Annotated in this window: 17 protein-coding genes and 1 pseudogene; 10 read left to right on the forward strand and 8 right to left on the reverse strand. The window is 61.0% G+C overall.

Annotation, left to right across the window (positions count from 1 at the left end):
- Positions 1-463: 463 nt before the first annotated feature.
- The 6 genes from AB4N44_RS15355 to pilG all read right to left on the reverse strand — a co-directional run bounded on the left by AB4N44_RS15355 (position 464) and on the right by pilG (position 10,416).
- On the reverse strand, positions 464-934 hold the full coding sequence (locus AB4N44_RS15355) for a chemotaxis protein CheW (protein ID WP_127930102.1): 471 nt from the start codon (positions 932-934) through the stop codon (positions 464-466).
- Complete coding sequence (locus tag AB4N44_RS15360) at positions 927-6,824, reverse strand: hybrid sensor histidine kinase/response regulator (RefSeq protein WP_460108541.1); 5,898 nt, start codon at positions 6,822-6,824, stop codon at positions 927-929. Before AB4N44_RS15360 ends, AB4N44_RS15355 begins: the two co-directional genes overlap by 8 nt.
- Positions 6,825-6,835: 11 nt before the next feature.
- Complete coding sequence (locus tag AB4N44_RS15365; protein ID WP_016985966.1) at positions 6,836-8,881, reverse strand: methyl-accepting chemotaxis protein; 2,046 nt, start codon at positions 8,879-8,881, stop codon at positions 6,836-6,838.
- Positions 8,882-9,035: 154 nt separating this feature from the next.
- Positions 9,036-9,575, reverse strand: coding sequence for a chemotaxis protein CheW (locus tag AB4N44_RS15370; protein ID WP_122604417.1), 540 nt, complete (start codon positions 9,573-9,575; stop codon positions 9,036-9,038).
- A gap of 10 nt (positions 9,576-9,585) precedes the next feature.
- On the reverse strand, positions 9,586-9,951 hold the full coding sequence (gene pilH / locus AB4N44_RS15375; RefSeq protein ID WP_127930104.1) for a twitching motility response regulator PilH: 366 nt from the start codon (positions 9,949-9,951) through the stop codon (positions 9,586-9,588).
- Between the two features lie 60 nt (positions 9,952-10,011).
- On the reverse strand, positions 10,012-10,416 hold the full coding sequence (pilG, locus tag AB4N44_RS15380; protein ID WP_007913673.1) for a twitching motility response regulator PilG: 405 nt from the start codon (positions 10,414-10,416) through the stop codon (positions 10,012-10,014).
- A gap of 225 nt (positions 10,417-10,641) precedes the next feature.
- Here pilG and gshB point away from each other — a divergent pair, with 225 nt between their 5' ends.
- The 7 genes and pseudogenes from gshB (at position 10,642) to AB4N44_RS15415 (ending at position 16,688) form a co-directional block, all read left to right on the forward strand.
- Positions 10,642-11,613 carry a glutathione synthase gene (gene gshB / locus AB4N44_RS15385; RefSeq protein ID WP_455805863.1) on the forward strand — a complete coding sequence of 324 codons (972 nt, stop codon included), beginning with the start codon at positions 10,642-10,644 and terminating at the stop codon, positions 11,611-11,613.
- Positions 11,614-11,720: 107 nt separating this feature from the next.
- Positions 11,721-12,619: pseudogene (locus AB4N44_RS15390) on the forward strand (energy transducer TonB).
- A 172-nt stretch (positions 12,620-12,791) separates the two neighbouring features.
- Positions 12,792-13,364: a YqgE/AlgH family protein gene (locus tag AB4N44_RS15395; RefSeq protein WP_016985971.1), complete on the forward strand. Its 573-nt coding sequence runs from the start codon at positions 12,792-12,794 to the stop codon at positions 13,362-13,364.
- Positions 13,364-13,801, forward strand: a complete 438-nt coding sequence (gene ruvX / locus AB4N44_RS15400) for a Holliday junction resolvase RuvX (protein WP_008077844.1) — start codon at positions 13,364-13,366, stop codon at positions 13,799-13,801. The genes AB4N44_RS15395 and ruvX overlap by 1 nt, the downstream gene beginning before the upstream one ends.
- Before the next feature lie 80 nt (positions 13,802-13,881).
- On the forward strand, positions 13,882-14,388 hold the full coding sequence (pyrR, locus tag AB4N44_RS15405) for a bifunctional pyr operon transcriptional regulator/uracil phosphoribosyltransferase PyrR (protein WP_064116261.1): 507 nt from the start codon (positions 13,882-13,884) through the stop codon (positions 14,386-14,388).
- A 27-nt stretch (positions 14,389-14,415) separates the two neighbouring features.
- Positions 14,416-15,420, forward strand: coding sequence for an aspartate carbamoyltransferase catalytic subunit (locus AB4N44_RS15410; protein ID WP_007913665.1), 1,005 nt, complete (start codon positions 14,416-14,418; stop codon positions 15,418-15,420).
- Complete coding sequence (locus AB4N44_RS15415; RefSeq protein ID WP_110718025.1) at positions 15,417-16,688, forward strand: dihydroorotase; 1,272 nt, start codon at positions 15,417-15,419, stop codon at positions 16,686-16,688. The genes AB4N44_RS15410 and AB4N44_RS15415 overlap by 4 nt, the downstream gene beginning before the upstream one ends.
- A 93-nt stretch (positions 16,689-16,781) precedes the next feature.
- Here the strand turns inward: AB4N44_RS15415 and AB4N44_RS15420 are convergent, their stop codons facing one another.
- Positions 16,782-17,213: an NINE protein gene (locus tag AB4N44_RS15420; RefSeq protein ID WP_110718026.1), complete on the reverse strand. Its 432-nt coding sequence runs from the start codon at positions 17,211-17,213 to the stop codon at positions 16,782-16,784.
- Positions 17,214-17,461: 248 nt separating this feature from the next.
- On the opposite strand from AB4N44_RS15420, the gene AB4N44_RS15425 reads away from it, so the two are divergent.
- Positions 17,462-18,079, forward strand: coding sequence for a C40 family peptidase (locus AB4N44_RS15425; protein WP_127930107.1), 618 nt, complete (start codon positions 17,462-17,464; stop codon positions 18,077-18,079).
- A 46-nt stretch (positions 18,080-18,125) separates the two neighbouring features.
- Here the strand turns inward: AB4N44_RS15425 and AB4N44_RS15430 are convergent, their stop codons facing one another.
- The gene (locus AB4N44_RS15430) at positions 18,126-19,160 is read right to left on the reverse strand and encodes a type IV pilus twitching motility protein PilT (protein WP_095049465.1); all 1,035 of its coding nucleotides are present in this window, start codon (positions 19,158-19,160) and stop codon (positions 18,126-18,128) included.
- 56 nt (positions 19,161-19,216) lie between these two features.
- Between AB4N44_RS15430 and AB4N44_RS15435 the strand changes: the two genes are divergently transcribed.
- Both AB4N44_RS15435 and proC read left to right on the forward strand, forming a co-directional pair.
- A complete protein-coding gene (locus tag AB4N44_RS15435) occupies positions 19,217-19,903 on the forward strand; it encodes a YggS family pyridoxal phosphate-dependent enzyme (protein WP_460108538.1) in 687 nt (228 codons plus the stop codon).
- Between the two features lie 23 nt (positions 19,904-19,926).
- Positions 19,927-20,745 (forward strand): pyrroline-5-carboxylate reductase, encoded by an 819-nt coding sequence (proC, locus tag AB4N44_RS15440; protein ID WP_150749752.1) that lies wholly within the window; start codon positions 19,927-19,929, stop codon positions 20,743-20,745.
- The last annotated feature ends 9 nt before the right edge of the window (positions 20,746-20,754 follow it).

The following is a 20,754-nucleotide window of genomic DNA, read 5'->3' on the forward strand; positions in this document are numbered from 1 at the left end:
AGAAGGGGTGGCAGCTGAACGCAGGTTAGCAGACCGGGGAACCTAAGGAAGCCGGCGCGCCGAAGCGCCCTGCGCACAGCCGCCATCGAATGCAGGCGCTGAGCCTGACGATGATGTATGTGCACCCTTAGATTAACCACGGGCTGCTAAACCCGATCACTGGAAATCAGTGACGGAATCAAGTTACGCAGCCTGCCAAAGGCGCACAAGCCGGCGGATTCTGGTGCATGCGTAGGCAGCGGCGCAAGGATTTGTAGGCTAGGGAGCCGTAACACCGGGTGTCTTTAAACAGATGTGCCTGGATGCGTTTATTGCGCTGCGGGGATTGAGGATTTGTCTGTCGGATTTTGGTGGATGCCGCAGGCGCTATCGCGAGCAGGCTCACTCCTAAAGGGGAATGCATTCCAAATGTAGGAGTGAGCCTGCTCGCGATGAGGCCAGTCAGGCCAATGAAAATTCTGAATCAGTGGATCAGCCCAGCATCCACCAACAACTTCTCCAACCCAAGCAAATCCGGCACCTTCGCCACCTGCTCCCCGACCTGCACCGCTGCCTGCTCCAGCGAACACAACGGCACATCGACATAACTCAACTGACTGTCGAGCTTGTACGACCGCGGAATCCCCTGCACCAGCAGTGCAATGAACTTCAGCTCCGGCAACCCGCCCAGCGCATTCAAAATCACGATCCGCGCGCGCTCGCCAATGACGATTTTCTGCCCGCACGCCGATTCAAAACTCAGCAACGGAATCTGCCGCTCGCGCCACTTCACGCGCCCCAGGTACCACGGCGGCGTGTCCAGATCGAAGGCGCTGGCCTGGTAATCAATCAACTCAGCGACAGCGACGTTAGGCAGGATCAAATTACGATCCGCCAACGGCAGCAGCAACCCGGTCAGTTGGCTGCTGCGCTGATTGTGCCGGCGCTCATGCATGTTTCTTGCTCCACTGGGCAATGCTTTCAAGCAGCACCGACTCTTGATACGGCTTGCCGAGGTAGTCGTTAACGCCGATGGCCATCGCGCGGTCGCGGTGTTTCTGCCCGGTGCGCGAAGTGATCATGATGATCGGCAGGTGTTGCAGGCGTTCGTCATTGCGCACCTGGGTGGCGACTTCGAAGCCGTCCATGCGCGGCATTTCGATGTCGAGCAGCATCAGGTCGGGCATGTGTTCTTCCAGGAGCAGCATGGCGTCGACACCGTCCTTGGCGGTCAGCACGTTCATGCCGTGGCGTTCGAGCAAACGGCTGGTGACCTTGCGCACGGTGACCGAGTCGTCGACCACCATCACCAGCAGCGGTTTGTGCGGTTCGCTGTCGATCTCCGGGAGCGTCGGCGCCTGCACAACCCGCGCCTGCATCGCCCGAATCGGCGCGAGCAGATCGAGAATCAGCACCACCCGGCCATCGCCGAGAATCGTCGCCCCGGACACGCCCTGCACCGCCGCGAATTGCGCGCCAAGGCTTTTGACCACGATCTCGCGGGTGCCGGCCATGGTATCCACCAGCACGGCGATGCGCCGGTCGTTGTAGTGCACCAGCAGCACCGGCAACGGCAGGTTCTGCCCCAGCAGTTTCGGTCGTGGCGCGGTTTTCAGCAGTTCGCCGAGGTAGCACAGTTCATAGGTCTGGCCGCCGTACTGATAGCGCGGCGGATCAACCCGGAAGTAAGCTTCCAGATCATTCGGCAACACGCGGACGATGCCTTCGATGGTGTTCAGCGGAATCGCATATTGATCCTCGCCACACTGCACCATCAACGCGCGGTTGACCGACACGGTGAACGGCAGCCGAATGCGGAAATGCACGCCCTGCCCCGGCACCGAGTCGATGCTCATGCTGCCGCCGAGTTGCCGCACTTCTTCGTGCACCACGTCCATGCCGACGCCACGTCCGGAAATCTGCGTGATTTTTTCGGCGGTCGAGAATCCCGGCTGCAGGATGAACTGCAACACGTCGCGGTCGCTGATCTCGGCATTCGGTGCGAGCAATCCACGCTTGATTGCTTTGCGCCGCACGGCTTCCAGCGGCACCCCGGCACCGTCATCGCGAATGTCGAAAACGATGTCACCGCCCTCGCGCGACAGATCGAGGCTGATCTGACCTTGCGCCGGTTTACCCGCCGCCAGCCGCACTTCGGCGGACTCCAGACCGTGGTCGACGGCGTTGCGCAGCATGTGTTCCAGTGGCGCGGCCATGCGTTCGAGAACGTTGCGATCCATCTCGCCTTCGGCGTTGCCGACGACGAAGGCGACGTCTTTGTTCAGCTCTTCAGCGACCTGACGGACGATGCGTTTGAGGCGCGGCAACATGCGCTCGAACGGCACCATGCGCGTGCGCATCAGGCCTTCCTGCAATTCGGTGTTGATGCGGCCCTGTTGCTGCAACAGGTTCTCGGCGTCGTGATTACGGCGGTCGAGGGTTTCCTTGAGATCGAGCAAGTCGGAGGCGGATTCGAACAGCGCCCGCGACAGTTGCTGCAACTGCGAATGGCGATCCATTTCCAGCGGATCGAATTCTTCGTAGCCGAGGCGTTCGGCATCGACTTGCTGACGGCTGAGAATCCGCCCCTGAGTTTCAGTGTCGAGACGGCGCAACTGATCGCGCATCCGTTCGATGGTGGTTTCCATCTCGTTCAGCGCGATCTGTGCGTCGTTGACCTGCTGTTCGATACGGCCACGGAAAATCGAGGTTTCACCGGCCAGATTGACCAGTTCATCAAGCAGTTCGGCGGAGACCTTGACCATGTCCGCGCCAGCGTCGGCAGCCGGCGGCGCCGCGTCAGTCTTGACCGGCACAGGTAGCACTGGCGGCGTTTCTACCGTCACCGGATGGCTGAAATTCTGGATCGCGTTGATCAGCCGATCGGCCGGTGGGCACGGTTGCCCGGCGCGCACGCCATCGAGCATTTGCGCCAAGCGATCATGCCCGCGCTGCACCAGCGCAAACAGCTCCGCCGACGGCTGCAAAGCGCCGCTGGAAAGACTTTCGTAAAGGTATTCCAGCTCATGGGCGAGGTCGCCGATCGGGCCGATCTCGACCATCCGCGCGCCACCCTTGAGGGTGTGCAGATCGCGCAGCAGGGTTTCCACTTCCTGACGATTGCCCGGCTCCGCCTGCCAGCGCAGCAGCGCGGCGCCAGAGTTTTCGATGATGTCGAAACCTTCTTCGAGGAAGATCTCCATCAGCTCCGGGTCGTGGCCAGCGCTGTCGTGCTCGGCTATTGCTGGCGGCGCTTCGGCGACACTGTGGCCCTGACGTAGCTGACGAATCGTGTCGATCAGATCCTGCGCCGGGGTCAGCGGCTGATGGTTTTGCAACTGATCAAGCATCAACGCCAAGCGGTCATGGCTCTTGAGCAGCAAACGCCCCAGGCTTTCGCTGTAGTGGTAGCGACGATCGACCAAGCCTTCGTAAAGGCTTTCCAGCTCCTGGGCCAGATCGCCGATGGCCTCGACTTCAGCCATCCGCGCGCCGCCCTTGAGCGTATGCAAATCCCGTTGCAACGAGGACAGTGGCGCTGTGTTGTCCGGGTCACTGAGCCAGCGCTGCAAGGCCTGGCCTGAGCTGTCGAGAATGTCCACCGCCTCTTCAAGGAAGATCTCGACGATCTCGTCATCGGGCTCAAGCGCCGTTGCCTTTTGCTGCAACTCAGCGGTGGCGCTGCCCAGTTCACGGATGCTCAAGGTGCGGCTGCCATCGCTGCGAATAAGGCCCATCGACGACGGGTCGAGACTCTCATCGAGCAGATCATGCAAGGCACGAATCCGCTCTGGCTGTGGCGTGACTTCCTGCCCGGCAGCCAGTTCGTCGAGCATGTTGATCAGTGCTTCGTGGGCGTTCTGCGCTTCGCGGAAAAACTGTTCGCTGACCGCCAGACTGCTTTCTTCCACCGCGCCATACAGGTCGAGCAAGGCTTCGCACAACACATCGACTGGCAGCAGATCGGCCAGATGCGCGCCTTCGCCAAGGGTGGTCAGCTCATCCAGCAGCGCGCTGAGTTCCTGACGCTCGCCGGGGTGTTGCTGCCAGCGTTGTAGCAGGCTCTCAGCATCGAGCAGGATGTCCATGCCTTGAGCGAGGAAGTTATTGATCAGTTGCGGATCGCGCTTGATCCGCAGGCCGGTATTGGGCGCATCGAGGATCGACGCCAGACGCTCGGCGAGCAGGGTTTCCGAGCGTTTGATCAGCGACTGTGCACCGACAATCGGCGCCAGCGGATCATGCTTGAGCTGACGCAGGCCGACGCGGAACAGGCCCTCGGCTTCGAGCAGCAATTCCACTTCGTCGAGGTCCAGCGGCAACTGATGCGCCTTGAACTCGCGGGCCAGTTGATCGAGCGGTGCAGCGAGTTCGGCAATCGGCAATACGCCGGCCATCGAGGCGCTGCCCTTGAGCGTGTGCAAGGCGCGCTGCAACTCGTCGCTGGCTTGCAACGGTACGTGTTCGGCGGCCTGATCGAGAAAACGGTTGAGGCTGGCGAGGTGCGTTTCGGCTTCGTTGCGGAAGATCTCCAGCAACAACGGATCGAGCGCCGCCACATCGTCGACGTCTTCGGCCGCCAGCGGTTCATCACCCTTGGCCAAGGCATGTGCGCGGGCAGCAAGTTGGTCGACATCGCTGCGTTGACGCTGACTATTGGTGGCGAACTCGTTGATCAACTCGGGCAGCAACAGCACCGTGTCGGTGAGCAGTTGCTGCACCACCGAACCGGGTTCGACGCTTTGTTCGAGCACGCGGTTGAGCAGGTTTTCCACCGCCCAGGCCAGCTCGCCGAGGATCAGCGCACGGACCATGCGCCCGCTGCCCTTCAAGGTGTGGAAGGCGCGGCGCAGTTCAGTCAGCGCGTCGCGATCCTGCGGATTGGCGGTCCAGCGCGGCAGGTATTCGTGGAGGACTTCGAGGACTTCGTCGGTCTCTTCGAGGAACACTTCGCGCAATTCGTCGTCGACCGGTTCTTCATCGGCCGGTGGCGGCATCAGGCTGCCGGGGGTGATCAGCGCTGGCGGGTTGAGCGCCGAAACCGGGCTGGCCAGAACGTCGGCCAGCGACTGTACGGTTTCCGGATCATCGAGCGCCTGCATGTCCTGCATCACCAGCGCTTCGCTGGGGCTAAGCACGTCTTCGAGTACGGGCACATGCGGCTCATTTGGAAAGAAACCCAGACTCGCAAGAGACTTCTGCGCGACATCCAGCAACTGCTCGCTCGGCGCCTGCGGATCGTCGCTCAGACGTTCGAGGTAATACTCGAGGCTGCTGATGACATCGGCCAGATGATCAAGTTGTTCCCAGCCCGGCTCATGCGGATCAAGCAGCAAATGCTCGCGGATAAAACCGTTGCAGGCTTCGACCAGACTCGCCGCGCGGTTCAACGGAATCATCGCCAGCGCACCGCGCACCTGAGTCAGCAGCGCCGGCAACGGTTGCAGGTGCTGGCGATCCCAATCGGCGTCGATGTAGTCGACGATCATGTCCTTGGCCTGTTGCAGGCAGATGCGTGCTTCCTTGATGACGATCTGATGGATCTGCGTCAGGTCGGTGGTCGGCAGGCGCGAATCTTCCGGGCTTTCCGGCTCGACGGTGCCGACCATTCCGGCCAGTGTCGCTTCGACGTAAAGCAGCGCACCGGCAACGTCCATCAGGATCGCGTCATTCGGTTCGCGCTGGCCTTGGGCAAGGCTGAGCACCACGGCCAATTGATCGATGATGACTTTGCGCGGTTGGCCAAAACCGAGCACGGCCAACGTGTCGGCGATTTGCCGCAGCGGTGCCAGCAAGCTCTCCAGATCCGAGGTGTGCTGGCGGTCGCTGCGCACGAACAGGTCGAGGCGTTCCTTGACCCGCACCAGCTCTTCGCACAGCGCCGACAGCACCGAGCGCATCGCATCGCGGTCGGGGCCGGCCAGGCGCGCGCGTTCTTCGTCGACCATCGCGCTGTCGGGCAACGCGTCGTCCAGCGAGTAGCGATCTTTCATGGTCAGCATCTGCCCGGTGGGATGTTCGGCTTTGGCAATATAGAACAACAGGCTTTTCAGCAGCTCCGCCGGGGGCGCTTGGTTGAGGCCGGTCATGCCTTGCTCGAGCAAGCGCTTAAGCTCTTTGTCGGCGTCCTTGAACAGGCTACGCAGCGCCGGGCTGTTGGCAATCACGCCCTCGCGCATGCCTTCGACCAGCGCTGAGGCGACTTGCCACAACGGGCTCAGGGGCGCATCGCCGCTCAGCGCTTCGAGGCGGGTGAAGACTTTCGCCAGATAATCAAGGTGCGTCTGGTCATCCTGCTCGCGCAGCAAACCGACCAGGGCCATTTGCAGCATCTGCCGTAATTTGCGCAGCACGTTCGGCAGTTCTGCCGGTTCCAGCAGTGCCAGCGCTTGCGCGTTCAATGGCGCCAGCTCGGGCAGTTGCGGGCTGAACAGACTGGTTTCCGAGAGCAGGCTTTCGCCCCGAGCGCTGCGCAAATCGTTGATCAGCGGCAGCACCACCAATGGCAAATCACGCCGGGCGCTCTGCACGCGGTCGAGGTAGATCGGCAATTGCCCGAGGGCTTGCAGTAACAGGTGCAGCGCTTCGTCGCGATGGCTGACGCGCTCGTGCTGCAAGGCTTCGACCAGATGTTCCATTTCTTCGGCGAGCAACGCTGCGCCGTAGAACTCGACCATCTGCAGGCTGCCGTGGACCTGATGGATGTATGCCAGGCACTCGTCCAGCCCCGGGAAGGCCTGCGGATCGTCGAGCACGGCTTCAATCGCCTGATGCGCCTGTCTCAGCGTTTCGGCAATTTCGCCTTTGACCCATTCGAGGGCCACGTAGTCATGCCGGTCACCCATAACCGCTCCGATCACACTTTTTCCGCCGCCGGCAAGGTGAAGCCGGACACCGAACGGCGTAACTGACTGGCCATTTTCGCCAGGTTACCGATGCTTTCCGCAGTGGCCGTGGAGCCGGACGAGGTCTGCGAGGTGATCTGCTGGATCACGTTCATCGTCAGGGAAATCTGCCCGGCCGAGGACGTCTGCTGCTGCGCGGCGTTGGAGATGCTCTGAATCAGCGCCGCGAGGGTCTTCGATACGCCTTCGATTTCTTCCAGGGCCACACCGGCATCCTGCGCCAGTCGCGCGCCGCGCACCACTTCGGTGGTGGTTTGCTCCATGGAAATCACGGCTTCATTGGTGTCGGTCTGAATCGCCCGCACCAGCGTTTCGATCTGCCGGGTAGCAGCGGACGAGCGTTCGGCCAGTCGCTGCACTTCGTCGGCGACCACGGCAAAACCGCGCCCGGCATCACCGGCCATCGACGCCTGAATTGCCGCATTGAGGGCGAGGATGTTGGTCTGGTCAGCGATGTCGTCGATCAGGCTGACGATGTCGCCGATTTCCTGCGACGACTCGCCCAGACGCTTGATGCGTTTGGCGGTGTCCTGGATCTGTTCGCGAATGTTGTCCATGCCGTGGATGGTGTTGTGCACCACCTCGTTGCCCTTGTTGGCGATTTCCACGGAACGCTCGGCTACCGCTGAAGACTCGGCGGCGTTGGCCGAGACCTGATCGATGGATTCGGCCATGTCGCTGATCGCCGTCGACGCTTCGGAAATCTGTTGGGCCTGATGCTCCGAGGCCTGGGCCAGATGCATGGCGGTGGCCTGGGTTTCCTGCACCGCTGCGGCGACCTGGCCGGCGGTGAGGTTGATGGTCGCAACCAGATCGCGCAGTTGGTCGACGGAGTAGTTGATCGAGTCGGCGATGGTGCCGGTGAAGTCTTCGGTCACCGAGGCGGTCACGGTAAGGTCACCATCGGCGAGGTCTTCGATTTCATCGAGCAGGCGCATGATCGCGTTCTGATTGCGCTCGTTCTTCTCGGCGGTTTCGCGCAGTTGCCGGTTGGTTTCACGGACCATCACCAGACCGATAAGGATGATCGAGGCCAGCGCCAGCAAACCGAGGACGTAACCGCCGATGGTGTCGGTGTTGCGCCCGCCGGCAAGGTTCTCGAAGCGAGTGGCCAGGTGCGAGGCTTCGTCGAGCAGGGTTTGCGAGAGGCTGAAGATGTTGCTCGCCGATTCACGAACCTTGAACAGCTCCGGCGAGGTTTCGAGGATTTCATCGACGGAGCCGGAGACAAACTGGAACAGCTCGGAGATTTCGCTCAAACGCGCACGAGCGTCGCGGTCTTCGACCTGGCTGATTTTCAGCGCCGGGTTACCTTGCAGCATGCCGTTGAGCACTTGGCCGAAACGGGTGGCGTCGCGGCCGAAGGCATCGGCGGCTTGCTGGGAGTTTTCGTCGCCGGCGAGCACGGTGTTGACCGCGCCGAGAATGCGTTCGGCCAGCAGCGACTGACGCTGGGCCATCGCCACCTGCGCGGCGGGAGCACCACGTTGCAGGAGGATTTCGACGACTTTTTCGTATTCGATCTGCAACTGCGGCACGGTTTCGGCCAGGGTCGCGGCGACCTGATGCAACGACAGCACGGTCTGTTCGCTGGAGAGGATGGCGTCGGTGTTTTTCAGCAGGCGTTCCCAGTCCAGCTGCACGGCGCGCATTTCCGGGCGCACGGTGGCAGGCGCTGGCGGCAGGCCGGTGGCCGGGTCGCCCTTTTTCAGGTAACCCCAGCGCTGGGCGAAATCGTTGCGCGCATCGCTGAGCAGCTTGAACGCGGCCGCCTTGCCGGCGGCGGCTTCGGTAGCGTTTTTGGCAATGCGTTGCGAGAGCACGCGCAGCTCACCGGCGTGGCCGATGTACTGTTTGTCGTAGTTCGCCTGGGTGTTGAGGTAAGCGAAGTTGGCGAACAGCAGCATGATGAACACGATCAGTGCGATGAACAGCACGATGATCTGCGAGCGACTGCGCGATCCTTCCGCTGGCTTGCCTGTTTTTGCTTTTGTCATCGGTCCTCGCCCTTAACCCACACCTTTGAGGCCTGCTGCAATCCCTGTGGGAGCGAGCCTGCTCGCGAAAGCGCTGGGTCAGCCAATATTTATCTTGCCTGACACGCCCTCTTCGCGAGCAGGCTCGCTCCCACAGGGGACGGTGTTGAATCTGTTATATCGCCACGCTCATGAACACCGGGGATTTGGCCAGGGCAAACAGGCTGAACACCCGCCAGTTCTGCTCGCGCCGAAAATAGCCTTTGACGAACTCGGCCTTGGAGCCCTGGCGCTTGCTGATCGAGATCGGTTCGAAGCTGTCCTGTTCAAAGTGCTGCAAGCCAATGACTTCGTCGACCATCAACCCGGCAAACACATCGCCATGCTCGACCACCAACACCCGCCGCTGTTTACGCAACGGCGACAGCTCATGGCCGAAGAAACCGCACAGATCCATGATCGGCAACAGCCGCCCGCGCAGGTTAGCCACGCCTTTGACCCACGGCTTGACCCCGGGCAACTGGGTGAAGCGCGGTTCGTGCAGCACTTCGCTGACTTCGCCCATCGGCGCCACATACCAATGCTCGCCGAGGCGAAAGCCGATGCCGCTCCAGCGATCCTGGCGCGCCGCTTGCGACGGCAGGTCCGCCGCCAGCAAGCGGCAGCGCTGGTCGATTTGCCAGAGCAGTTCGAACGCGGTCAGCGACTCGCTCATGGTCGCGCGATCAACCGTTCAGCACGTTGTTCAGGGTCTTGATCAGGGTGTCTTCGTCGACCGGTTTGGTCAGGTAATCCTTGGCGCCCTGGCGGGTGCCCCAGACCTTGTCGGTTTCCTGATCCTTGGTGGTGATGATGATCACCGGGATGTGTCCGGTTTCCGGGTCTTTGGTCAGTTGACGAGTCGCCTGAAAACCATTGAGGCCGGGCATGACGATGTCCATCAATACCGCGTCGGGTTTTTCCTGACGGGCCAGGGCCACGCCGTCGGCGCCGTTTTCGGCCTTCAGCACTTCATGGCCGTGCTTTTCGAGCATGCCGGTGAGTTTGTACATTTCAGTCGGCGAATCATCGACGATCAGGATACGTGCCATGGTTTTCCCCATTTTTCTTGTCGACGCGCGGCCCGCTGACCGAGCGTCACTGTACGTGTCTTACTGCGGCAAAACGGCGGCGAAGCCCGGAACATGGGCCTGGATCGCGTTGAGCAGTTCTTCCTTGCTGAAAGGCTTGGTCAAAAATTGATCAGAACCGACAATCCGCCCCTTGGCCTTGTCGAACAGCCCGTCACGCGATGACAGCATGATCACCGGCGTGGCCTTGAACGCACTGTTGTTCTTGATTAAAGCGCAGGTCTGATAACCATCCAGACGCGGCATCATGATGTCGACAAAAATGATCCCGGGATGGTTGTCGGCGATCTTCGCCAAAGCGTCGAAACCGTCGATCGCTGTGATTACTTCGCACCCGACATTCTTCAACAAGGTTTCGGCGGTGCGACGAATCGTTTTCGAGTCGTCGATCACCATGACCTTCAAGGCGCTGGACTGCTGTTCCATAAGAGGGCTCTACCGTCGCCTTTGCGAATCAAATTGTCCGTTTTGCGATGACTGATGGCTGGAAACCCTTGATGCTCAAGGGCCAGCACGGCATGGCAGCCTTTTTAGCACAGTCTCCAGATGCAATCTATCGACGGGTTTTTCCTTGACCGAAAACCCGCCCGGCGCCACTCTGGCGGCACTTTTTCAATACCGATCCGGTAGCCAATTTTCGAGGAAAACCCAATGAGCGTTCGCGTCGGGATTGTCATGGACCCTATCGCCAGCATCTCCTATAAAAAGGATAGCTCGCTGGCCATGCTGCTGGCCGCGCAGAAGCGCGGCTGGGAACTGTTCTATATGGAACAACGCGACCTGTATCAGGGTGAAGGTCAGGCACGGGCGCGGATGAAGCCGCTGAAAGTCTTCGCCAACCCGGAAAAATGGTTCGAACTGGACGCCGAGCAGGACAACCTGCTCGGCGATCTGGACGTGATCCTGATGCGCAAGGATCCGCCGTTCGACATGGAGTTCGTCTACTCCACCTACCTGCTCGAACAGGCCGAAACCGCTGGCGTGCTGGTGGTGAACAAGCCGCAGAGCCTGCGCGACTGCAATGAAAAGCTGTTCGCCACGCTGTTCCCGCAGTGCACCCCGCCAACCATCGTCAGCCGCCGCGCCGACGTGCTGCGCGAATTCGCTGCCAAGCACGGCGACGTGATCCTCAAGCCGCTGGACGGCATGGGCGGCACCTCGATCTTCCGCCACCGCGCAGGCGATCCGAACTTGTCGGTGATCCTGGAAACCCTGACCGCCCTCGGTGGCCAGCAGATCATGGGCCAGGCTTACCTGCCAGCGATCAAGGACGGCGACAAACGCATCCTGATGATCGACGGCGAGCCGGTGGATTACTGCCTGGCGCGGATTCCGGCGCAGGGCGAAACCCGTGGCAACCTCGCTGCCGGTGGACGTGGCGAAGCGCGCCCGCTGACTGACAAGGATCGCTGGATTGCTGCACAGGTCGGCCCGACCTTGCGTGAGAAAGGCCTGCTGTTCGTCGGTCTCGACGTGATCGGTGAAAGCCTCACCGAAATCAACGTCACCAGCCCGACCTGCATCCGTGAAATCGACAACGCCTTCGGCACCGACATCGGCGGCATGTTGATGGATGCAATCGCCAAGAAGCTGCAGGCCGCCGGCAAAATGCCACAAGCTTGATGCACGTCACATGCAGTCTGTCGCTTGAAGCGTGAAGCCCAAGGCGTGAAACCAACATTGCGTTATCATGCGCAGCCTCTGAAAAACGCGATGTTGGTTTTCTTGTCATGACCCTCCCGTCCGATCTGCCCGCAGAACTCGCCCACCGTGGCGTGCGCCCGGCCGATCGCCTCGGTTTTACCCTGTTTCTCGCAGCGCTGATCCACTTGGCGCTGCTGCTCGGCGTCGGCTTCACGATGGTCGAGCCCAAGCAGATCAGCAAAACCCTGGAAATCACCCTCGCCACCTTCAAAAGCGAAAAGAAGCCAGAGAAGGCTGACTTTCTCGCCCAAGAGCATCAGGAAGGCAGCGGCACGCTGGACAAGAAGGCGATCCCCAAGACCACTGAGGTCGCGCCGTTCCAGGACAATCAGGTCAAGAAAGTCACGCCGCCACCGGCCGCCAAACCGGAAGTGCAGGAAGCTGCGCCGAAGGCTGCAGTGACTACGGTTGCACCAAAGCCGAAAAAGGCGCCGACCAAAAAGAAGAAAGCAAGACCGAGGTCAAACCGACGGTTGATGCGCCGGAATTCGACAGCTCGCAGCTGTCCAGTGACATTGCCAGCCTTGAAGCCGAACTGGCCAAGGAACAACAGTTGTACGCCAAGCGCCCGCGTATTCACCGCTTGAGCGCGGCATCGACCATGCGCGACAAGGGTGCCTGGTACAAGGACGACTGGCGCAAGAAGGTCGAGCGGATCGGCAACCTCAATTACCCCGAGGAAGCACGGCGCAAGCAGATCTACGGCAATTTGCGCCTGATGGTTTCGATCAATCGCGACGGTTCGCTGTATGAAGTGCTGGTGCTGGAATCGTCCGGGCAGCCGCTGCTGGATCAGGCGGCGCAGCGTATCGTCCGACTGGCGGCACCGTTTGCCCCGTTTACCGGGGACTTGTCGGATATCGACCGTCTGGAAATCATTCGTACCTGGAAATTCGCCCGGGGCGACAAGCTCTCGAGCAATTGAATACACCGCAAATCCCCTGTGGGAGCGAGCCTGCTCGCGAATGCGGTGTGTCATTCAACATTGATGTGACTGATCCACCGCTTTCGCGAGCAGGCTCGCTCCCACATTGGATCGGTGTGTCACCTGCATCTCCAGCTTGTCAGTTTGCCCCCCGAACGCCACACTAGCGCACATGAAAAACGTCAGCCCCAGCTACCTCAAGCATCAATTCCTGATCGCCATGCCACACATGGCCGACCCGAACTTTGCCCACACCTTGACCTACATCGTCGAGCACACGGCCAATGGCGCTATGGGGATTGTGGTCAACCGGCCGCAAGAGCTGAATCTGGCCGACATCCTTGAGCAGCTGCGCCCGGACATCGACCCGCCAGCACTCTGCCAGCACGTACCGATTTTCATCGGCGGGCCGGTGCAGACCGATCGCGGTTTTGTCCTGCACCCGGCGGGCAAGACCTTCCAGGCCACCGCGCAACTCGACGGCGACCTGGCCCTGTCAACTTCGCAGGATGTGCTGTTCGCCATCGCGGACGGCGTCGGCCCGGCGAAAAGCCTGATTGCCCTCGGTTACGCCGGATGGGAAGCCGGGCAGCTGGAAGCGGAACTCGCCGACAACGCCTGGCTGAACTGCCCGTACGACGCCGATATCCTGTTCAACACCAGCAGCGAACTGCGTCTTGAAGCGGCGGCCAGGCATTTGGGGATCAACCTCAGCCTGCTGACCAGCCAGGCAGGTCACGCCTGATGGCCCTGCGCCTGATTCTCGGCTTCGACTACGGCACCAAACAGATCGGCGTCGCGGTCGGCCAGGTGATTACTGGCCAGGCCCGTGAGCTGTGCACCTTGAAGGCACAAAACGGTGTGCCGGACTGGAACCAGGTCGAAGCCCTTATAAAAGAATGGAAGCCCGACGCCGTGGTCGTCGGCCTGCCGCTGAACATGGACGGCACGCCGAGCGAAATGTGCCTGCGCGCGGAAAAATTCGCCCGCCGCCTCAATGGCCGCTTCAACGTGCCCTTCTATACCCACGACGAACGCCTGACCACCTTCGAGGCCAAGGGCGAGCGTCTGGTCCGTGGCGGCCAAAAGGGCAGTTACCGCGACAACCCGGTGGACGCCATCGCCGCCGCTCTGCTGTTGCAGGGCTGGCTCGATGAAAACACTGCATTGTTTGAATCCTGACAAGCGCTTCGGCGCTTTTCTTTTGAGTGAAAAACCGAGTCGTGTCCAAGGACCCGACTCGCCCCCAACAAGGAGCAACCATGAGCCTGCCAAATCCCGCCGATCTGATCAGCCAGATGGCGACCCGCCTCAAGGCGCACCTTGCCCAGCGTGACATCACTGAACCGCGTTACATCGGCATTCGCACCGGCGGCATCTGGGTCGCGCAGGCCTTGCTCAAGGAACTGGGCAGCGACGCGCCACTGGGCACGCTGGATGTTTCTTTCTACCGCGACGACTTCAGCCAGAACGGCCTGCACCCGCAAGTGCGCCCGTCCGCCCTGCCCTTCGAGATCGAAGGCCAGCATCTGGTGCTGATCGACGACGTACTGATGAGCGGCCGCACCATCCGTGCCGCCATGAACGAATTGTTCGACTACGGCCGCCCGGCCAGCGTGACCCTGGTCTGCCTGCTGGACCTCGACGCCGGCGAGTTGCCGATCCGCCCGAATGTGGTTGGGGCGACGCTGTCGCTGGCCGCACATGAACGGGTGAAGCTGTCGGGCCCCGAGCCGCTGACGCTCGAACTGCAAGACTTCAACCTTTAATCCGCCCTATTGAGAGTCCCCTTCGCGATGACGCCTCTAGATACCAAGCGCCCGCTGCAGCTCAATGATCAGGGCCAGCTGCGCCACTTCCTCTCGCTCGACGGCCTGCGCCGCGAGTTGCTGACGGAAATCCTCGACACTGCCGACTCGTTCCTCGAAGTCGGTGCCCGGGCGGTGAAGAAAGTCCCGTTGCTGCGCGGCAAGACCGTGTGCAACGTGTTCTTCGAAAACTCCACGCGCACCCGCACCACCTTCGAACTGGCGGCCCAGCGGCTGTCGGCGGACGTGATCACCCTGAACGTGTCGACCTCGTCGGCAAGCAAGGGCGAAACCCTGCTCGACACCTTGCGCAACCTTGAAGCCATGGCCGCCGACATGTTCGTCGTGCGCCACGGTGATTCCGGTGCCGCGCACTTCATCGCCGAGCATGTTTGCCCGCAAGTGGCGATCATCAACGGCGGCGACGGCCGTCACGCCCACCCGACGCAGGGCATGCTCGACATGCTCACCATCCGTCGGCACAAGGGCGGCTTTGAAAACCTCTCGGTGGCCATCGTTGGCGACATCCTGCACTCGCGGGTTGCGCGCTCGAACATGCTCGCGCTGAAGACCCTCGGTTGCCCGGACATCCGCGTAATCGCGCCGAAAACCCTGCTGCCGATCGGCATCGAGCAATACGGCGTGAAGGTCTACACCGACATGACCGAAGGCCTGAAAGACGTCGACGTGGTGATCATGCTGCGCCTGCAGCGTGAACGCATGACCGGCGGCCTGCTGCCGAGCGAAGGCGAGTTCTACCGCCTGTTCGGCCTGACCACCGCGCGTCTGGCCGGGGCCAAACCCGATTGCATCGTCATGCACCCGGGGCCGATCAACCGTGGCGTGGAAATCGAGTCAGCAGTGGCCGACGGCCCGCACTCGGTGATCCTCAATCAGGTGACCTACGGCATCGCGATTCGTATGGCTGTGCTGTCCATGGCCATGAGCGGGCAAACGGCCCAGCGCCAATTCGAGCAGGAGAACGCCCAGTGAAGCTCAGCATTCTCGGCGCACGCGTCATCGATCCAAGCAGCGGCCTGGATCAAATCACCGACATTCACGTTGAAGCCTGCAAGATCGTCGCCCTCGGCGCGGCCCCGGCGGGTTTCACGGCAGTAGAAACCATTGATGCCCAAGGCCTTGTCGCCGCTCCGGGGCTCGTTGATCTGAACGTAGCCCTGCGCGAGCCGGGCTATAGCCGCAAAGGCTCGATCATCAGCGAAACCCGCGCCGCCGCTGCTGGCGGTGTGACCAGCCTGTGCTGCCCACCGAAGACCAAACCGGTGCTCGACACCTCCGCCGTGGCCGAACTGATCCTCGACCGCGCACGCGAAGCCGGCAACACCAAAGTGTTTCCGATTGGGGCGCTGAGCAAAGGTCTGGACGGCGAGCAACTGGCTGAGCTGGTTGCGTTGCGCGATGCCGGTTGCGTGGCCTTCGGCAACGGTCTGGAGAGCTTCCGCAATACCCGCACGCTTTGCCGGGCGCTGGAATACGCAGCAACCTTCGACCTGACAGTGATTTTCAACTCGCAGGATCATGATCTGGCCGAAGGTGGTTTGGCTCACGAAGGCGCGGTTGCCAGTTTCCTCGGCCTGCCGGGGATTCCGGAAACCGCTGAAACCGTGGCATTGGCCCGGGATCTGTTGCTGGTCGAGCAGACTGGCGTGCGCGCGCACTTCAGTCAGTTGACCAGCGCTCGCGGCGTGGCCCTGATCGCTCAGGCGCAGGCGCGTGGTTTGAAGGTGACGGCGGATGTTGCGCTGTATCAGCTGATTCTGACCGACGAAGCGCTGATCGACTTCAGCAGCCTGTATCACGTGCAACCGCCGCTGCGTACGCGTGCTGACCGTGATGGTCTGCGTGAAGCGGTGAAGTCCGGCGTGGTTTCGGCGATTTCCAGCCATCACCAACCGCACGAACGTGACGCCAAACTGGCACCGTTCGGCGCGACCGAACCGGGCATCAGCAGTGTTGAGTTGTTGCTGCCATTGGCGATGACGCTGGTGGAGGATGGCTTGCTCGATCTACCGACCTTGCTGGCGCGCCTGAGCGCTGGCCCGGCTGAAGCGCTGCGTCTGCCGGCTGGCAAACTGGCGGTGGGTGGGGCGGCGGATATCGTGCTGTTCGATCCGCAGGCTTCGACGGTGGCCGGTGAAAACTGGTTGTCGAAGGGTGAGAACTGCCCGTTCATTGGGCACACTTTGCCGGGTGTGGTTCGCTATACGCTGGTGGATGGGCGGATCAGTCACCAGGCTTGATACCGCGTCACCCCTTTCGCGATCAGGCTCGCTCCCACACTGGATCTGTGAACGACACAAATCCCCTGTGGGAGCGAGCTTGCTCGCGAAGCTTTACTGGAAGGCGCCTCTGCCTTCGGCGTTACGCACCGAGACCTGATCATTCAGCGTCCAGAAGTCATACAGCACACCCAGAAAGAACAACCCGCCCGTCAGCAGATAGATCAGGCCACTGATCCATTTCCCCTGATACATCCGGTGCACACCCAATGCTCCGAGAAACGTCAGCAGAATCCACGCCACGTTGTACTCGATCGGCCCGGCGGTAAAACGCAGATCCGCTTCGCGATCCATTGCCGGGATCAAGAACAGGTCGATCAGCCAGCCAATGCCCAGCAAACCCAAGGTGAAGAACCAGATCGTCCCGGTCACCGGCTTGCCGTAGTAGAAGCGGTGAGCGCCGGTAAAACCGAAAATCCACAGCAGATAACCGATGATTTTGCTGTGCGTATCTTGCTGCTGAACAAATTGTTGATAGGGGTTCATGAAGACCTCGATTCACGCGATAGATAAATATTCTTGAATTCTTTGTGACTTTTTTACAGGTAGCCGACGTACGGCAAATGTTACCGTTGCTACCGTCAAAGCCTTATAGCACCTGACTTCTGTCCGACAATTGCGTCCATTTGCCGCTTATTTGGTTCCGTTGGCTGCCAACTGAATCGACCAACGGACTCGGAATGAAAAAAAACTCTGTTATAAAGTTGCGCGCTATCACTGAAGAGCCACGCCTAATGCGACCATTTTTCAAGACATGGCTAACCATCTGCCTATTAATGCCACTGGCCGCCCACGCCACCAATCGTGAGCAACGTCTTCCCAACGTTAACGGCTTTACCCCTAAATCCCATGCTTCGGCTCCTTCGAGCAAAAGCAGCAAAGGCAAAACCACCACGCTGAGCAGCAAGAGCCACAGCAAGCTGGTGCCACCGATGGCGAGCAAGGAAAGCAGCAATGTGCTGAGCCGTGCGGTAAACGTCCTCGGTACACCTTATCGTTGGGGCGGCAGCAGCCCAAGTAAAGGTTTCGATTGCAGCGGTCTGGTGAAATACGCGTTCAACGACGCTACGTTCGACCTGCCACGCACCTCGAATGCCATGGCCAGCGGTCACGGCGAGAAAGTCGAGCGCAAGGATCTGAAGCCGGGCGACCTGATTTTCTTCAACATCAAGAGCCGTCGGGTCAACCATGTTGCCATCTACCTGGGCAACGACCGCTTCATCCACGCACCGCGCCGTGGCAAAGCGGTGAGCATCGATACGTTGAACAAGCCGTACTGGCAGCAGCACTACGTGGTGGCCAAGCGCGTGTTGCCGAAAGAACAAAGCCAGATGCGCGTGGTTCAGCGCTAACACCATACCGATCGTTCCCACGCAGAGCGTGGGAACGATCACTTCCTCAGAAATTATCCGGCGTACGCGCCTTCTCCCGCGCATGTTCGCGACTGATCAAACCCTTGGTCAGCAGATCCTTCAGGCACATGTCCAGTGTCTGCATCCCCAACGACCCACCCGTCTGAATCGCCGAGTACATCTGCGCGACCTTGTCCTCGCGGATCAGGTTACGGATCGCCGACGTGCCCAGCATGATCTCGTGCGCCGCCACTCGCCCGCCGCCGATCTTCTTGATCAGCGTCTGCGAGACCACTGCCAGCAACGACTCCGACAGCATCGAGCGCACCATCGACTTCTCGTCGCCGGGGAACACGTCGACCACGCGGTCGATGGTTTTCGCCGCTGAGGTGGTGTGCAGCGTGCCGAACACCAGATGCCCGGTTTCGGCTGCGGTCAGTGCCAGGCGAATGGTTTCCAGGTCACGCATCTCGCCGACCAGAATCACGTCCGGGTCTTCGCGCAACGCCGAGCGCAGAGCGGTGGCGAAACTACGGGTATCACGATGGACTTCGCGCTGATTGATCAGGCATTTGCGCGATTCGTGAACAAACTCGATCGGGTCTTCAATAGTCAGGATATGGTGATGACGGTGAGTGTTGAGGTAATCGATCATCGCCGCCAGCGTGGTCGACTTGCCCGAACCGGTCGGCCCGGTGACCAGCACCAGCCCCCGCGGGGCGTCGGTGATCTTACGGAAGACGTCGCCCATGGCGAGGTCTTCCATGCTCAGCACTTTCGACGGAATGGTACGGAATACGGCGCCAGCGCCACGGTTCTGGTTGAAGGCGTTAACCCGGAACCGCGCGACACCCGGCACTTCAAAGGAAAAGTCGGTTTCCAGATGTTTCTCGAAGTCGACCCGCTGGGTGTCGTTCATGATGTCGTAGATCAGTTCATGCACTTGCTTGTGATCCAGCGCCGGCAGATTGATCCGCCGCACATCGCCATCGACGCGGATCATCGGCGGCAGACCGGCCGACAGGTGCAGGTCGGAAGCTCCCTGTTTGGCGCTGAAGGCCAGCAGTTCAGTGATATCCATAGCGCTCCTCAATTCCAGTAGAATGCCGCGAACCTTCAGACCGCCGGCGCCTCTTGATGTCCACGATAGCAGACAACATTCTTCAGGTTCGTTCGCGCATCCAGACCGCGATCCAAGCCGCACACCGTCCTGAAAACAGCGTCCAGTTGCTCGCCGTGAGCAAGACCAAGCCCGCCGCAGCCCTGCGCGAGGCGTATGCCGCCGGCCTGCGTGACGTTGGCGAGAACTACCTGCAGGAAGCCTTGGGCAAACAGCTCGAACTGGCCGACCTGCCCTTGATCTGGCACTTCATCGGCCCCATTCAATCGAACAAGACTCGCGCCATCGCCGAGCATTTCGACTGGGTGCACTCCGTGGATCGCCTGAAAATCGCTCAACGCCTGTCCGAACAGCGCCCGGCTGAACTGCCGCCGCTGAACATCTGCATTCAGGTCAACGTCAGCGGTGAAGCCAGCAAGTCCGGCTGCACGCCTGACGATCTGCCGGCATTGGCCGCTGCCATCAGCGCTTTGCCGCGCCTGAAACTGCGCGGCTTGATGGCGATTCCCGAGCCAACCGACGACCGCGCCGAGCAGGACGCGGCCTTCGCTGCCGTGCAGAAGTTGCAGGCGAGCCTCGCTCTGCCGCTCGACACGCTTTCAATGGGCATGAGCCACGACCTCGAGTCGGCCATCGCCCAAGGCGCCACTTGGGTTCGTATCGGTACGGCCCTGTTTGGCGCCCGCGACTATTCCCAATCTTGAACGTTTCCAGATAAGGACCACACATGAGCAACACACGTATTGCGTTTATCGGTGCGGGCAACATGGCGGCCAGTTTGATCGGTGGCCTGCGCGCCAAGGGCCTGGAAGCCGCACAGATCCGTGCCAGCGACCCGGGTGAGGAAACCCGCGCCAAAGTCAGTGCCGAACACGGCATCGAAACCTTCGCTGACAACGCCCAGGCCATCGACGGCGTCGATGTCATCGTGCTGGCGGTCAAGCCGCAGGCCATGAAAACCGTGTGCGAGGCGATTCGCCCGAGCCTGAAACCGAATCAACTGGTGGTCTCCATTGCCGCTGGCATCACTTGCGCCAGCATGACCGCCTGGCTTGGCGAGCAGCCAATCGTGCGCTGCATGCCGAATACGCCGGCGCTGCTGCGTCAGGGCGTCAGCGGTTTGTACGCGACCAGCGAAGTGACCGCCGAGCAGCGTCAGCAAGCCGAAGAGCTGCTGTCCGCCGTCGGCATCGCACTGTGGCTGAATGAAGAACAGCAACTGGATGCCGTCACCGCTGTGTCCGGCTCCGGCCCGGCGTACTTCTTCTTGCTGATCGAAGCCATGACTGCTGCCGGCGTCAAACTCGGCCTGCCGAAGGACATCGCTGAACAACTGACTCTGCAAACCGCACTCGGCGCCGCACACATGGCTGTTTCCAGCGACGTTGACGCCGCCGAACTGCGTCGTCGCGTGACTTCGCCAAACGGCACAACCGAAGCCGCGATCAAATCATTCCAGGCCAATGGCTTTGAAGCCCTGGTCGAAACCGCACTCGGCGCCGCCGCGCACCGCTCGGCCGAAATGGCCGAACAACTGGGCAAATAAGGAGCCTTA

It is taken from the genome of Pseudomonas sp. S3_C06, from assembly GCF_054667675.1.